The sequence below is a fragment of the Nostoc sp. UHCC 0252 genome (assembly GCF_034931145.1).
GTDB lineage: Bacteria > Cyanobacteriota > Cyanobacteriia > Cyanobacteriales > Nostocaceae > Nostoc.
In genome coordinates this window covers 23,536-38,088 of sequence record NZ_JAYGHE010000052.1, presented here as the reverse complement: position 1 = coordinate 38,088, position 14,553 = coordinate 23,536, and the positions used below count along the sequence as shown (strand labels likewise).

Below are 14,553 nucleotides of genomic sequence, written 5' to 3'. Positions count from 1 at the left end.
AAATGAATGAAAGTAGCAATTACTGGAGCAACAGGATTTGTCGGTAGTCTTTTGGTAAAACAACTCCGAGGAAAAGGTGATCAAATAGTAGTATTAACTCGGAACACCGCTTTTGCTAAAAAGGTCTTTCCATCTGAGGCTTTCCCAAATGTAGAGATTGTTGCCTATACACCAAATGCATCTGGTTCTTGGCAAAGTGTCATTGCTAGCTGTGATGGCGTAGTTAATCTGGCAGGAGAACCCATTGCTGAAGGACGCTGGACACCAGAACGTAAACAAGAAATCCTCAATAGCCGAAAGTTAGGCACACAAAAAATAGTTGAAGCGATTGTCAACGCTAACCCGAAACCATCTGTGTTAATTAATGCTTCAGCTATTGGTTACTACGGTACCAGTGAAACGGCAATCTTTGATGAAACAAATCTATCTGGTAACGATTTTCTCGCCCAAGTTTGCCAAGCCTGGGAAGCGGAAGCGAGAAAAGTAAAAGATGCTGGTGTGCGGCTGGTAATTCCGCGTCTTGGAATTATTCTAGGCAATGGTGGTGCTTTAAGTAAAATGATTCCACCTTTCCAACTCTTTGCTGGTGGCCCCATTGGCAGTGGTCGGCAGTGGTTCTCATGGATTCACGTAGACGATGTAGTTAACTTGATTATGCAAGCTTTAACTAAACCGGAAATAGAAGGCGTATACAATGCCACTGCCCCTAACCCAGTCCGAATGGCAGATTTAAGTCAAACTTTGGGACAAGTCATGAATCGTCCTTCTTGGTTGCCTGTTCCGGCTTTTGCGATTGAAGCTCTTTTAGGAGACGGGGCTATGGTAGTTTTAGAAGGTCAGCAGGTTCTTCCCAAACGCACTGTAGAAACAGGCTTCGAGTACAAATATCCTAATTTACAGTCAGCACTAAGACAAATTCTTGGATAGACTCAGGGGGAATAAGGGAGGGAGCAGGGAGCAGGGGGCAGGGAGCAGGGAGCAGGGAGCAGGGGGGAGAATAACTATTGGTTATTGAGCAATTCCCAATTCCTAATTCCCAATCCCCGATCCCTTTATTCTTGACTGGAGAGAAATTTTTTGGAAACCCAACTGATAATACCACTGAGAATTGCACCGCCCATAAGGATGCCGATCGCTGGGTTAAACACGGGTTGCCATAGTTGATGCCACAAATCCAAGCCCAGGTTTACTCCTACAGAATCACCGATCGCAGCGATCGCTAACCAGACAAAACCAAACAAAACCAAGAAAACATCTACGACTAAAATCGTGTTTAGCCAATTTAAGAATTTATCTTTCATCTACCCTTTTGTCTAATTGCCCAAAATTTGACGACTGCTAACTAAGTGACGGATAAGTTAGAAGTGAGAATTATACTCCTGTACAGACGCGATTAATCGCGTCTCTTGTCCTCACTCCTCAAACAGCCAATTTTTGACTTTTGTCAAACTCTGCCAATCTGGTTTTCTAGTTAAACCGTCTTCAATACTGGTTTTTATTTCATCACGCCATTCTTCATTGACAAAAATTAGCTGCTGTGCTATGTCGATATGTTCTCGTAAACCTTTTTGACCTGTTTCCAGCATTGCTAAGGCGAGATTGACTCTAGCCTGTGGGTCTTGTGGATTTAACTTGACTGCTTTCTGTGCAGCTTTGTAAGCCAAGTTGGGTTTGTTATCGAGTAGATACAACCACGCCAAACAAATCCAGGCAGCACTAGTTTTAGGAGCGCGATCGCACACTTCTTTAAATACAGGGATTAAAGAATCTACCGCCTCTCCAGCTTTATAGCGTTCCAAACCTGTATCAAACAGGGATTCAACTGTATTAGTCATTGGTCATTAGTCATTGGTTATTGGTCATTAGTCATTGGTCATTAGTCATTGGTCATTGGCATCTGCAAATGATAAATGGCGAGGGACAAATGACAAATGACAATATTACACCCCAAATGACTTGCCGCAACCGCAAGTTTGGTTGGCATTGGGGTTGGTGAATTGAAAACCACCGCCAATCATAGCATCGCTGTAATCGAGCATTAAACCGTAGAGATATAACAGACTTTTGCGATCGCTAACAATTTTGAAGCCATCATAGTCAAAAACTTCATCCTGTGGGGTGATCTTGCTAGTGTCTTCAAAGTCCATCATGTAAGACATTCCAGAACAGCCACCTTGACGGACTCCTACCCGTAAGCAGAAATCTGTGCCTTGCTTGTCCCGGAGGGATTTTACCTGGTGCAATGCGGCTTCGCTCAACAGAATTCCGCGTTGTTGAGGCTGAATTGTTTGTGTCATCTGCTTTTTAACTCCTTAATTAGTCTAAGCTTTACTCTGTATTGGCTTGTTAATGCCTCTGGATCGCCCTTGGTGTTTTTGTATCCATTCTAGCGGCTTAAATGTCGTTAGATGCCAAATTGTAAACACTCGGTTAAAAGCAGCCAAAGATTTTTATTCTAGAATTGAGAGACTCAGTGTGTTTAGAGATTCGGTATTTTTGCAGTTCAAGCATGGCAAGTCTGAGAAGCAACTATCAGGTGCAGCCATAAAAACTTAATCCGAGGCTAGCTATCCCCCAAAGTCTACTTCCAAATTGCTTCTTTTGATTAACTTACTCTATGACAAGTTTTAATCGCTCTACCAGTCGTCGCTTGAAGAAATTAACTCAAATTCCTTCTGTATGGGAGGGCGATCGCCGTCCGTTGTCATCACCAAACCAGCACTCAGACTCCGAGGAAAAGGGAGAATGCATTCTCTGGGTAGATTACTCCCAAGGTGTGGTTCGAGGAATGGACGTGGTAGCTTCAGATATCGGCCCGGAAGCAATAGTTCGTACCTTAATGCGAGCAATGGAGCATCCCCACAGTCCGGCAAGACCCGCCAGGCCCCAAAGAATTGTAGTCAAAGACCGCGAGATCCAATTTTACCTGCGGGGGGTGCTGCAAGATTTAGATATTGCCATTGACTACGCACCAGAGCTGCCTTTAATTGACGAACTTTTTCGCGGATTCGCTGACATCCTCGATAGTCAAACCCCTGACTTACCCCCACAGTATGCACAAATCTTACGAGAGAAAGCATTTGCAATTTGGGAAGCAGCACCTTGGGAATTTTTAGAAGAACAGCAAATTTTGTCAATCGAGATTAACAAGTGGGATGTTGGCACAATCTACGCCTCAGTCATGGGAATGCTGGGAATGGAGTATGGGATTTTGTTTTATCGCTCAGAAGAGTCTTTAAAACAGTTTCGCGCCGCCGTTTTACAAGATGCAGAATCCACGGAGCATTTAGAAGAAGCGTTTCTCAAGCAAGATTGTCTGTTTCTCACCTTTGAAAGTGCTGATGAGGACGAAGATGAGGACGAAGACGAAGACGAAGAAAGTGATTTGGCGGATCTGCCATTATCAGAAATTGACCCCACTTTCGGTAATATCCATCCCTTAGAAGGACTGCGGTCTGTCTTGTATGACGAAGAAGCGCTGGTAGTCTTCGTTGCGATCGAAAGCCTGCTCCGCTTTATTCGTGATCACCGTCGCCAGCTTCATGAGGACATCTTTCCTACCCTCAGCCGTCGCTACCGTATTTCTCTGCCGCAATCGGAAGAATCAATTAAATCTGTGGCTGTGACAGTCTCTACTATGCCGCAGTTAGCAGCAGAGTTAGAGGAGATGGCAGGCTTTGATGACGATGATGAAATTGATAATTTTGACTCTCCGAATTTTCAATCACTACAAGATGATTTGATACCGGAAGACTCCTTCCTCAGCTTGGGTGTAGTGTCTTGGGAAATGCTGGATCACCTGCGTAAGGGGGTAACTTACCATGAGGCTGGTGAAATCAAACAAGTCGGTGACGGTTTGCCGGTAATTTTAATTCAAACTTCCCGCCCCAAGGCGAAGACTGTAATTGAAAGAATTGAAGCAGTAGGCGGACTCAGAGCAATTTGCTTTAATCCAGGTGCCGATCCTTTTGATGGCGATCGCTACGACCTGGGTTTATTACAAACTCAAAATGGTGAATTGTTCCTATTCGGTGAATTTTTAGATGACGATCCAATTCATGTAGAAGCCCGAAAAAAATGGAATCAACGCTGCAAAAATACTCAGGGCTACTGTGGCTTAATCATTGCTAAAGGACTCACAGGAGCTTCCCGTGGCAATCCTCAGTTACGAGACATGATGGCTTTGTTTGAAACGCGATCGCTTTCACCTAAAGATTTGGGTCTTGGCACTCTCCAACTTATGCCCCAACTTAAATTGGAATAGTTGCACTAATCTCCATAGTCCTTAATATCAGGTTACGGCTATGAGAAATTAAGTTGATGTGTATTTGATTTACATATTGACCAAACTCATCATTGGGGAGTCGGTGGGATTATTGAATGCTAAGTGAATCTAGAATACTTAGCCTTGATGCACTTAGTACAGCAGGGCGGAACTTTGCATACCTTTGACAAGGATATTTTGCCCCAAATCTTGTCAATTGATATGTTGGCTATATGTCACCAGGCTGTACTATTACATACCCATGATGATAGCTAACTTTACCTAAATTTCATGAAGTATCTGTATTTCCAAAGTTTTTAGTAACTTCACTTGAATTTCAGCTAGTATAAACGAGTACAAGCAAACGGGCATTTACTTACGACGTTCGTTTTAATTAAACGTAGCCGATATACTTCAATATCAGAATCTTTTTGCTAACATTTTTTTGATTTTTTGAGCTTGTTATATATCAATATTATTAAGAAAAAGCTCATTCTATCTATTTTTCTTTGTAATTTTTTTATAAAGTTTGAAAGTGAACTTCTTTAGTGTCTAAATAAAGTTTATTGAAAGGTCAGAAATCCTAGCTATAATGAATACACTCCCAAAAAATGAGACAGACAATCATTTGTATGAGTTCATTTACAAATTAATAAAGGTTGTAAGTTCAAGTTTTTTTGCAGCCGTTTTCATTTTAATGTTTCGATATAAAAAGGCGGTTGGTAGTGAGAGTATAGTGTAAAAATAGGCTAAAGATAATTCGTTTACATCTAGATAGATAAATACGATTAATTCAACAAAAACGCTGAGTTTCAAATAAACTATATTGTTAATAGGAGGTAAAAATATTTAAAGTTTTATCGTATCCTATGGTGAGTTTTTTATACTGAGTTAACGTGAAAGCATGAAACAAAAAGAAAATATTATCATGGACAACATTCAAGTAATATCACACCCTTTCTGAGGTAATTCGTCTGTGTGAAATTACAGACAATGCTGTTAAAATTTGTCTATAAAAATAGCTATTCATACTCAGAAAGCTGAGTACTATCCTATTTTTTCTGACCATAAAATTAATCCAGACAAACAAGCAGCTTAATCACCGTAAGCCAAAAGTCTTAAGCCTTCAAGCAGATATTAGCTTATTGATTACAGCAACAGGTGTAAATAGATATTTGCTCTGGAGCGATCGCTTATTTACCTACTTTTAAGTGATTTGTCGCTACCTCTATATACCACCCTAAACCGCCTGTAAGTCGTAATTTCAGGCTGAGAACGATTCTAAAGCTTTATTTTCATCAGCTATACCAGATGTTCTCACTTAGTGAGTTTGATGAACTTGGTTAAGAAAGAAGGTCAAATCCTTTCCGTAGAGAATAACTTTGGAAATCTTGATTGAGTCAATAGTAGGTGTCTCAAATTCATTTATAAAATTTCACTGTCAGGCTTTACTGATGCTATTAGTAGGTTTATTATCCTCAAAAGGAACTATGCGCTGTTTTTGCTGTCAAAATAGTAACAAATAAAGTGAAGTTTTTTGATTTCTTTAGAAAATTATGAATCCTTTGACAAAACAACAATTTTTAATATTAATGGTATTACTTGTTTCCTGAGACAAACTCTGATAATCTTATCGGTTCCCTCTTTACTTACAATCTTTCGACAATCTAAATATACAGCAGATAGCATGATAATGACAAATAAAAAATGGGCCGTAAAACGCATAACAGTTAATCTTGCAACACAGGAAGCGGAAAAGCTAGAAAAATATTGCCAACAAACAGGTAGACCCGCAACCGATGTGATTCGTGAACTGATTAGAAGTTTGCCTGTATCTGAGGATGGCAAAGATATAAATAAGTAAGAACATACTTTTATTACTTACTAGATAACTGCTTTGCCACCAAAAAAATAGCTCTGATACTTTTTTGAGTGCGCCGCGATGGGCAAGAATTTGTCTAGCTGATACAGACGCGTTCTTCTCGCGTCTGATCAATTGCTGGGACTAAAAGAAGTAATCAAAGAAGTTTTAGTATCGACATTGCCATGCTTTGATATGCTGGTGAGTTGATATTAAGTAGCAAATTCCGACACCAACCCAGTTACAATCTGTAAAGAAACTGAAAAGGAACGACGGAATGCGTGTTGCAATCGTAGGTGCGGGACTAGCTGGGCTAGCAACCGCAGTAGATTTAGCCGATGCTGGTTGTGAAATAGAGATTTTTGAGTCTCGTCCGTTTGTGGGTGGCAAAGTTGGCAGTTGGGTTGATGGAGATGGCAACCATCTAGAAATGGGTTTGCATGTATTTTTCGGGTGCTACTACCAACTATTTGACTTGATGAAAAAAGTGGGCGTGTTAGAAAACTTACGCCTCAAGGAACACACCCACACTTTTATTAATAAAGGGGGGCGCACCGGTGGTTTGGATTTTCGCTTTTTTACAGGTGCGCCTTTCAATGGCTTAAAGGCATTTTTCACGACTTCTCAACTATCGTTGCAGGATAAGCTGCAAAATGCGATCGCTCTGGGTACTAGTCCGATAGTTCGTGGATTGGTAGACTTTAATGGGGCGATGAAGACCATCCGCAACTTGGATAAAGTTAGTTTTGCCGATTGGTTTCGCAGTCATGGTGGGAGTAATGGCAGCATTAAGCGCTTATGGAACCCTATCGCCTACGCATTGGGCTTTATTGATTGCGAAAATATGTCTGCCCGTTGTATGTTAACCATATTCCAGTTATTTGCAGTCAGAACTGAAGCTTCAGTTTTGCGGATGCTGGAAGGTTCTCCATCTGAATATTTGCACAAGCCCATTCTGGAATATTTAGAAGCTAGAGGCACTAAAGTTTACACCCGTCGGCAAGTGCGGGAAATTAAATTTGCTGAGTCAGACGAACAAACCCGCGTCACAGGTATAGTAGTTGCCCAAGGTGATGCAGTAGAAACTATCACTGCTGATGCTTACGTTTTCGCCTGTGATGTTCCAGGAATTCAACGCATCCTACCCCACGAGTGGCGTAAGTGGTCAGAATTTGACAATATTTACAAACTGGATGCCGTGCCAGTGGCTACAGTGCAGTTACGCTTCGATGGTTGGGTGACTGAACTGAACGATGGAGAGCAACGTAAACAGCTAAATCACGCGGCTGGAATCGATAATTTGCTGTACACAGCCGATGCTGATTTTTCTTGTTTTGCGGATTTGGCGTTGACTAGCCCTGCTGATTATTATCGCCCAGGACAGGGATCTTTGTTACAGCTAGTGTTGACACCGGGAGATCCGTTTATTGGACAAAGCAATGAAGCGATCGCACAGCATGTCCTCAAGCAAGTCCATGAACTGTTTCCCTCGTCGCGGGAGCTAAATATGACTTGGTACAGTGTGGTAAAGCTTGCCCAGTCTCTCTATCGAGAAGCGCCAGGGATGGATGCGTATCGTCCCAACCAAAAAACACCAGTAGATAATTTCTTCCTTGCAGGCAGTTATACTCAGCAAGACTACATCGACAGCATGGAAGGTGCTACTATTTCTGGACGGCGGGCGGCAAAAGTGATTTTGGAAAGTTTGAAGAAATAACTAACCGCGAAAGACGCAAAGGAAGAAAAGAGAATGTCAGATTGGTTAGAGCATACTGTGCAGATAGAAGTAGAGGCTCCCATAGATTTAGTATGGAGTCTCTGGTCTGATTTGGAGCAAATGCCCAGGTGGATGAAGTGGATTGATTCTGTGAAAATTCCGCCAGATAATCCAGATATATCTCTTTGGAAACTTCGTGCTGGTGGCGGTCTAGAATTTACCTGGAAATCCCGAATCCTTAAAGTTATCCCAAACCAAATTATTCAATGGGAATCCATTGATGGTTTACCAAATCAGGGAGCAATTCGCTTTTACGATCGCCACAATAATAGTATTGTTAAAATGACCATTTCCTACGCTATCCCCGGCATTCTTGGCAAAATTATGGATAACTTGTTTTTGGGGCGGGTAGTTGAATCCACGATTCAAGCTGATTTGGAAAGGTTTAAAGAATACGCGCTGAATGTTAAAGCTAATTCATATAAATAGTAAAACAGGCAGAGTATTTAAACCAAAAAATTGCACCGCGCAAATTGTTCAGTATTAGTTACCACTGACTCAATCGCGTTAACGCACTCTACTTACTGTTGGTTCTGGAAGTGGATCGCCCACAGCTTGGTAAGCAATAATTAGAGACTCTAATGCTTCAATTCCATTTGCCACAGCTAACTCGTAAGTATCCCCATGAGTTCGCCAGCGTTGCCCTGGAAAATCAGGGAATCCTACCAAGAAACAATTATCTTCTTCAGACCACTGAATAATCATTTGGTACTTAAGCTTACTCATCTTTTTCTTTCTGTTCTACTTCCTCAGTAGCGTTTAGCATCTGCTCCATCTTTGCCTGAAATCGTGATTTTTTCACTATAGAGGGGATGCACCCAGTTAGTATGACTTCCTTTTCCTGGGACTTCTGTAAAACCAACTTGGGAAAGCATTTGCTTCAGTTACCGGATTTTCTTTGGCATTAATTTTATTAAAAAATGCGATCGCTACAGTAAGAAACAATAGGTCAGATTAAGGGAGGTCTATTCGATTTATGCAAGAGGTCTATTGATTAGATTTTTGTTTATGCCTTGACTTGTTTTAACTCAGGTAATATCCGGGGTGAAATAGTTGCCTGAATTTCTTCACCAATTTTTTGTTCGGCTAGTCTAAGCTCATAATTTTTTTGTAAACTCATCCATAACTCAGCACCAGTGCTAGCCCTTTCAAGGTGACTCGTAAAATCTCTTCTTTTCTCTCTGCGTTCTCTGTGACTCTGCGGTTTAAAAGTAATTTATTTAACCACGGAGGCGCAGAGAACACAGAGGTAAGAGGTTAGAGAGGAGTTTCTTCACCAAAATTTGTACCCACCTTGAAAGGGCTAGCACCAGTACCAAACCATTGCCCTAATCGTAATGCCGTGTCAGCAGTAATTGCCCGTTCACCATTAATTATTTCAGTAATCCGGTTTGTTGGTACATGAAGGATACGTGCTAACTCACTTGCGCTTATCTGCAATTCGTGAAGCTCATCAGCAAGAATTTTTCCAGGATGGATGGGTGACCGTGCCATTTTTCTCTCCTTTAAGAATGATAGTCTGTAATTTCTATGTTGAAAGGTTTAGATTCTTCATCTGCCCAATTGAAACAAATTCGCCATTGCTTATTTATCCGAATGCTATATTGACCCTTTCGATTGCCCTCTAAAGACTCAAAATGGTTGCTCGGTAGTTTCATCAGAGATTCTTTGCTAGTAGCGGCTTCTAATATATATATCCGCATAACATATCAGTCCTTCTCTATCAGGACTTACGCAAAAATTGCCAAAAAGCTAATTTATCGTTCGCGTAGCGTGCCGCAGGCATACCGCCAAGACGCCAAGAACGCCAAGAATTCGTGGAGTGTGCGTAAGTCCTATCTATAACAGGGCGACATTACCAAGTTGGATCGCTAAACAAATTAATTGTCAATTCCTCACGTGGCGGTACTGCGCTGATACAAGCGCGGATGATTTCTCCATCCTCTAATTCGACGGTGCAAGCGTGACAAGACCCCATCAGACAACCGGTAGGAATAAATACCCCAGCCCGGTCTGCTACATCTAATAGGGCTTCTCCCACTTCGGCATCTACTGTGACATCATCTGGTAAAAAGCGGACACGAACAATCATCAATATTACGCATTTAATAGAGTTGTCATTTGTCAGTTGTCCTTCGTCCTTTGCAAATGACCAGTGACCAATGACTAATGACATTTCAAAGCATTCTAGCTTAAGACAAAAATGGAGTTAAGTCTAAATGGCTTTCAACTTCAGTGGCTAGAGAGTCCAAAATTTGTTCTCGCTGTTCCCGGTAGTTAGCAACGCCGGTGGGCAAAGATTTTAAACCGCGCTGTTGACGGAGGCGATTTAACCAAGCTCGTCGCCAAGGGCCGTTGTCAAAAAGCCCGTGGAGGTAACTTCCCCAAACTGATTGGCAACTATCTACTAATCCTAAATTAATATCGTCAAATAGGGCATGGTAGGATTGAGGATCTATTCCTTGCTGCTCGATGCGCGATCGCCCTTGGTGAATTTCAAAGCCATTGACTGGCAAGCCCTGTTGTGGATAATTTGAGCTAACTTGGCGCTGACGGGCGATTTTTTGGCCAGTAATTACAGTTCTAATTGGTAAAAGATTTAACCCTTGAAATCTGCCAGCTTGTCCTTCTATCCCTTCTGGATCGGCGATGATTTGACCGAGCATTTGATAGCCACCGCAGATACCTAAAACCGTTCCGCCAGAAGCAGCATAGTTTTGGATAGCTTCTGCCATCCCGCTCTTTTGCAGCAGTAGCAAATCAGCAATTGTGGTCTTTGTGCCTGGGATAATTACGGCATCAGGATGTCCTAAATCTTGCTTAGGACTGAGGTATCTTACTGAAACTGTACTTTCTGATTCCAGTGGGTCGAAGTCGGTGAAATTGGCAATTCTGGGTAAACGGATGACGGCAATGTTGAGGTCAGTTTGGGTTTTACTCGACGACGATTGACGTTCTAGCAAATCAAGAGAGTCTTCGGCTGAAAACACTTCTTGCAGGTAGGGTATAACACCCACAACAGGAATACCTGTGCGTTCTTCTAACCATTTTATTCCTGAATCTAAGAGCGATCGCTGTCCTCGAAATTTGTTAATTACTATACCCTTAATTAGGGCGCGTTCATCTGGATCTAATAACTCTAAAGTTCCTACTACATGGGCAAAAGCACCACCTCGATCAATGTCAACTACTAACATCGTTGGTGCATTCAAATATTTGGCTACGCGCATATTAGTTAAATCACGGTGCTTGAGGTTAATCTCTGCTGGGCTACCAGCACCTTCACAAACCACCATGTCAAATTCTGTTCCTAAATGCTGTAGCGATTCTTCAATTGTCTTCCACCCCAGGTCAAAATATTGCTCGTAGTAATCTGAGGCACTTACTTTACCTACAGACCTACCTTTGATAATTACTTGAGAAGTCATATCCCCTTGGGGTTTGAGTAAAATTGGGTTCATTTCTACCCAAGGTACGACTCCCGCAGCCCAAGCTTGCACTGCTTGAGCATAACCAATTTCTCCACCATTGGCAGTGACATAAGCATTTAAAGCCATATTTTGACCCTTGAAGGGAGCCACCCGCCACCCACGCCGCGACAGAATGCGACAAATGGCTGTAGTTAAAAGTGATTTCCCTGCATGGGATGTTGTCCCCACCACCATAATTGATTTCATAGTTGCTATTTATTAGTTAGTTTTTCAAGATACTTGGGAATTGGGAATTGGGGATTGGGAATTGGGGATTGGGAATTGGGAATTGGGAATTGAGAATTGGGAATTAGGAATTGGAAATTGGGAATTGGGAATTGGGAATTGGGAATTGGGCATGGATCAATAAATCAATAGTTCTTCCCCTGCCCCCTGCTCCCTGCTCCCTGCTCCCTGCCCCCTGCTCCCTGCTCCCTGCTCCCTGCTCCCTGCTCCCTGCTCCCTGCTCCCTGCCCCCTGCTCCCTGCCCCCTGCTCTCTGTACAATGCCCAATGTCCCACCACATTGTAAAGACTTCATGAACAGATGTGATATTTCCGTATATATTATTCCCTTTGATTGCGTAATCCTAACTCTTGGGTTTTTTCTTCTAAAAGGGTATCCGTAACCAACGAATCACAGCGTCGAATAAACGATCGCGCCATGAAGGTGTCCGCCAGTTTTTTCCCTGGTATTTTTCCACTAACTGACGACCCAAAGGAGTGAGGCGAAAACTATCTGTAATCCCTTGTCCATCAACTTCTCGGCGCAATACACCTACTTGAATCAGCCAGCCCAAGGCGTTATCACAGGCTAATTCTGATAAAGGGCGCTTAGTATAGCCCTGCTTAAGTCCATTTTCTAAAGCGATCGCAGTTACGGATACACTCTGGTGTCCCATGACTTCAAATAAAGATACATTAAAAGGCGAACACACTAGCGATCGTTCTGCTCTTTCTACTGTGCTTTGAGGATAGACAAAAATATTTTGGTTTTGAGAATCAGCAGCAGCCATTGTGTAGGGGGAGAAATTTTCTTCTAAAAAAGATTAATTCAAGAATATATTTTTTCTTGTACCGCATACCTCATTTAACCAAAATTAGTTACCTAAAGTATAGTTATGCTATTTTTTAATAATTATATTTAATGATTATAAATTAATGTAAAATTTCAAGTGCATCAACAATCTGAAACAGGAAAGGTTAATTATGCCTCTAGCAGTTGGTACGGATGCACCTGCATTTACCGCCAAAGATACAAACGGCAACACAGTATCGTTATCTGATTTTGCTGGTAAGACCGTCGTTTTGTATTTTTACCCCAAAGATGACACGCCAGGCTGCACCAAACAAGCCTGTAGTTTTCGAGATGCCCAATCTGAATATCAAGGTAAAGATGTTGTAGTGTTGGGAGTCAGTGCTGATGATGAAGTTTCTCATCAAGCATTCACCCAAAAATATAATTTGAATTTTCCCCTACTGGCTGATTCCGACAAATCCTTAATCAAAGCTTTCGATGTGGATGGCGGTGGTTATGCCAAGCGCGTCACCTACGTAATTGACCCTAGTGGCAAAATTACTCATGTTGATAGTGCCGTAAATACTACCACCCATGCTAGCGATATTTTAGCTGCACTTGGGCTGTAGTTCTTTACCCTAATAATTAAGGATTTTTGAAATAGTCTCAACCCCCAAGCCCTAATATTCTGTCAAGCTTAAATTGATAGTTCAACAAGTTCGTAGTAAGGACTTTAGTCCTTATTTTTTAAGCATTAAAGTGCTTACTACAAACCCACAAAACTAGCTGACATATTAGAGGCTTGGGGTTTTTTGTTTGATTTCAGTTGCCTGACGGTAATGGCAGCGTAAACGATGGCTGCGTAACCGATGGCGAAGCGGGGGTTACTGGCTGTGCTTGACCTTGTTGGATTCGTTTTTGTTGACTTGCTCTAAAGGCTGCTGCGGCTGAATCTAATTGTTCGTTTTTTTGGTTAGAATCCCAGTTGAGAGTCCCGAAATTTGCCCGATGAATCAGGTCAAACATATTGAAATTGTCTGAGTTTGAACGGGAAAAGGGATCGGTATTTTGGTCTGTTGTACTATTACTGGGAAAAGCATCTGCTGGGCTGCTTAATTGAGCCGAACTTGGTTGAGCCGTGAGCAAGGAAGCAAAGCTAATTCCTGCCACAGTAGCTACAAAGAGTCTAGGAATTTGTAAAAATGGTTTTTTCATGGGATTTTGACCCTAAATAAAATTGCTCTATTTTATCTCTTTAAGCAAGAGTCCGCCGTAGTTGGGGTTGAATGCTCAGTAAAGCGACAATGGCGAAGCCGAACAACACCAGCAACGCTCCCCCAAAGGTAACATTGCCCCAAGGAGCTTGCATTACTACACTACCTAATTCCCAATCACTGTGGAGATACAAATAGCGAATGGGTTCGATCGCATAGCTCAGAGGATTCAGGGTAGCGATAACCTGTAACCACTGAGGCATGAATGATAGAGGAGCCAAAGCAGTGCTAGCGAACAATAATGGCAGGTTGGTGACAAAAATCACTGCAATCAATTCAATGTGTCCGGGTAGGGCGAAAGCTAAACCGAGGGAGATGGCTGTTACACCCAAAGCTAAGAGGAAGACAATGAGAGCGATCGCACTTAAACCGACTGCATCGGGTAGTCCAGCCCCCAAAAACGCCGCCGCCGCTACAATCACGGCTGCTTGCAGCAAACTTTGGCTGATGATGAAGATTGCCGAAGCAAAGACGATAGAGAACCGCGATGCTAACGGTGCTACCAGCAAACGATTTAAAAAGCCGAACTCACGGTCAAACATTACGGGTAAACCAGCATTCAGCGCCCCAGCAAAGGCTGTAAACACAATTATGCCAGCAGCTAAAAATTGGCCGTAATTGGTTGTATTACCAAATATACCTTTGGGAGCATTTTGGAACAAAGCGCCAAACAGTATCAACCACATAACCGGCTGAATAATTCCGGCAACCAAAGTTGAGGGACGGCGTTGCAACTGAATAAACAAGCGACGAGTTAAAGCTAACGTCTCTTGTACCAACTCAGCGAAAAAGTTAGGTGCAGCATTAACATCTGCTTGTGGCAATGCTATCGGCTGCCAATTGATATCAGATTTAGGAGTAACGCTCATAATTGGGGATTGGGAATTGGG

Annotated in this window: 19 protein-coding genes; 7 read left to right on the top strand and 12 right to left on the bottom strand. The window is 42.2% G+C overall.

What is annotated here, in order from left to right; translation table 11 throughout:
- Positions 1-6 precede the first annotated feature (6 nt).
- Entirely contained in the window at positions 7-927 is a 921-nt protein-coding gene (locus tag VB732_RS24440) for a TIGR01777 family oxidoreductase (RefSeq protein WP_323233484.1), read from the top strand.
- Between the two features lie 125 nt (positions 928-1,052).
- On the opposite strand, the gene VB732_RS24435 is transcribed toward VB732_RS24440, so the two are convergent.
- The 3 genes from VB732_RS24435 to VB732_RS24425 all read right to left on the bottom strand — a co-directional run bounded on the left by VB732_RS24435 (position 1,053) and on the right by VB732_RS24425 (position 2,297).
- A complete protein-coding gene (locus tag VB732_RS24435) occupies positions 1,053-1,301 on the bottom strand; it encodes a hypothetical protein (protein ID WP_323233483.1) in 249 nt (82 codons plus the stop codon).
- Between the two features lie 111 nt (positions 1,302-1,412).
- Positions 1,413-1,835, bottom strand: a complete 423-nt coding sequence (locus VB732_RS24430; protein WP_323233482.1) for a hypothetical protein — start codon at positions 1,833-1,835, stop codon at positions 1,413-1,415.
- Between the two features lie 105 nt (positions 1,836-1,940).
- Complete coding sequence (locus tag VB732_RS24425; protein ID WP_323233481.1) at positions 1,941-2,297, bottom strand: iron-sulfur cluster assembly accessory protein; 357 nt, start codon at positions 2,295-2,297, stop codon at positions 1,941-1,943.
- Positions 2,298-2,617: 320 nt separating this feature from the next.
- Between VB732_RS24425 and VB732_RS24420 the strand changes: the two genes are divergently transcribed.
- From VB732_RS24420 to VB732_RS24400, 5 genes are all read left to right on the top strand, one after another.
- Complete coding sequence (locus VB732_RS24420; protein WP_323233480.1) at positions 2,618-4,264, top strand: DUF6930 domain-containing protein; 1,647 nt, start codon at positions 2,618-2,620, stop codon at positions 4,262-4,264.
- 123 nt (positions 4,265-4,387) lie between these two features.
- Positions 4,388-4,540, top strand: a complete 153-nt coding sequence (locus tag VB732_RS24415; RefSeq protein WP_323233479.1) for a hypothetical protein — start codon at positions 4,388-4,390, stop codon at positions 4,538-4,540.
- A 1,411-nt stretch (positions 4,541-5,951) separates the two neighbouring features.
- Positions 5,952-6,128, top strand: a complete 177-nt coding sequence (locus VB732_RS24410) for a CopG family transcriptional regulator (RefSeq protein ID WP_322641006.1) — start codon at positions 5,952-5,954, stop codon at positions 6,126-6,128.
- A 274-nt stretch (positions 6,129-6,402) separates the two neighbouring features.
- Entirely contained in the window at positions 6,403-7,842 is a 1,440-nt protein-coding gene (gene zds, locus VB732_RS24405) for a 9,9'-di-cis-zeta-carotene desaturase (protein WP_323233478.1), read from the top strand.
- Positions 7,843-7,875: 33 nt separating this feature from the next.
- The gene (locus tag VB732_RS24400; protein WP_323233477.1) at positions 7,876-8,331 is read left to right on the top strand and encodes an SRPBCC family protein; all 456 of its coding nucleotides are present in this window, start codon (positions 7,876-7,878) and stop codon (positions 8,329-8,331) included.
- A 78-nt stretch (positions 8,332-8,409) separates the two neighbouring features.
- Here VB732_RS24400 and VB732_RS24395 read toward each other — a convergent pair whose 3' ends face one another.
- The 7 genes from VB732_RS24395 to VB732_RS24365 all read right to left on the bottom strand — a co-directional run bounded on the left by VB732_RS24395 (position 8,410) and on the right by VB732_RS24365 (position 12,387).
- Positions 8,410-8,628 carry a type II toxin-antitoxin system HicB family antitoxin gene (locus VB732_RS24395; RefSeq protein WP_323233476.1) on the bottom strand — a complete coding sequence of 73 codons (219 nt, stop codon included), beginning with the start codon at positions 8,626-8,628 and terminating at the stop codon, positions 8,410-8,412.
- Between the two features lie 23 nt (positions 8,629-8,651).
- On the bottom strand, positions 8,652-8,777 hold the full coding sequence (locus VB732_RS24390; RefSeq protein ID WP_323233475.1) for a type II toxin-antitoxin system HicA family toxin: 126 nt from the start codon (positions 8,775-8,777) through the stop codon (positions 8,652-8,654).
- Between the two features lie 382 nt (positions 8,778-9,159).
- Positions 9,160-9,396, bottom strand: coding sequence for a HigA family addiction module antitoxin (locus VB732_RS24385; protein WP_323233474.1), 237 nt, complete (start codon positions 9,394-9,396; stop codon positions 9,160-9,162).
- 11 nt (positions 9,397-9,407) lie between these two features.
- Positions 9,408-9,605, bottom strand: coding sequence for a type II toxin-antitoxin system RelE/ParE family toxin (locus VB732_RS24380; protein ID WP_323233473.1), 198 nt, complete (start codon positions 9,603-9,605; stop codon positions 9,408-9,410).
- A 152-nt stretch (positions 9,606-9,757) separates the two neighbouring features.
- On the bottom strand, positions 9,758-9,994 hold the full coding sequence (locus VB732_RS24375; protein ID WP_322733411.1) for a 2Fe-2S iron-sulfur cluster-binding protein: 237 nt from the start codon (positions 9,992-9,994) through the stop codon (positions 9,758-9,760).
- Between the two features lie 100 nt (positions 9,995-10,094).
- Positions 10,095-11,579, bottom strand: a complete 1,485-nt coding sequence (gene cobQ, locus VB732_RS24370; protein WP_323233472.1) for a cobyric acid synthase CobQ — start codon at positions 11,577-11,579, stop codon at positions 10,095-10,097.
- A gap of 403 nt (positions 11,580-11,982) precedes the next feature.
- Positions 11,983-12,387: an Npun_F0494 family protein gene (locus VB732_RS24365; RefSeq protein ID WP_323233471.1), complete on the bottom strand. Its 405-nt coding sequence runs from the start codon at positions 12,385-12,387 to the stop codon at positions 11,983-11,985.
- A gap of 193 nt (positions 12,388-12,580) precedes the next feature.
- On the opposite strand from VB732_RS24365, the gene VB732_RS24360 reads away from it, so the two are divergent.
- Positions 12,581-13,018, top strand: a complete 438-nt coding sequence (locus tag VB732_RS24360) for a peroxiredoxin (RefSeq protein WP_323233470.1) — start codon at positions 12,581-12,583, stop codon at positions 13,016-13,018.
- A gap of 193 nt (positions 13,019-13,211) precedes the next feature.
- On the opposite strand, the gene VB732_RS24355 is transcribed toward VB732_RS24360, so the two are convergent.
- Complete coding sequence (locus tag VB732_RS24355) at positions 13,212-13,604, bottom strand: hypothetical protein (RefSeq protein WP_323233469.1); 393 nt, start codon at positions 13,602-13,604, stop codon at positions 13,212-13,214.
- A 40-nt stretch (positions 13,605-13,644) separates the two neighbouring features.
- Positions 13,645-14,532 (bottom strand): ABC transporter permease, encoded by an 888-nt coding sequence (locus VB732_RS24350; protein WP_323233498.1) that lies wholly within the window; start codon positions 14,530-14,532, stop codon positions 13,645-13,647.
- Between the last annotated feature and the right edge of the window lie 21 nt (positions 14,533-14,553).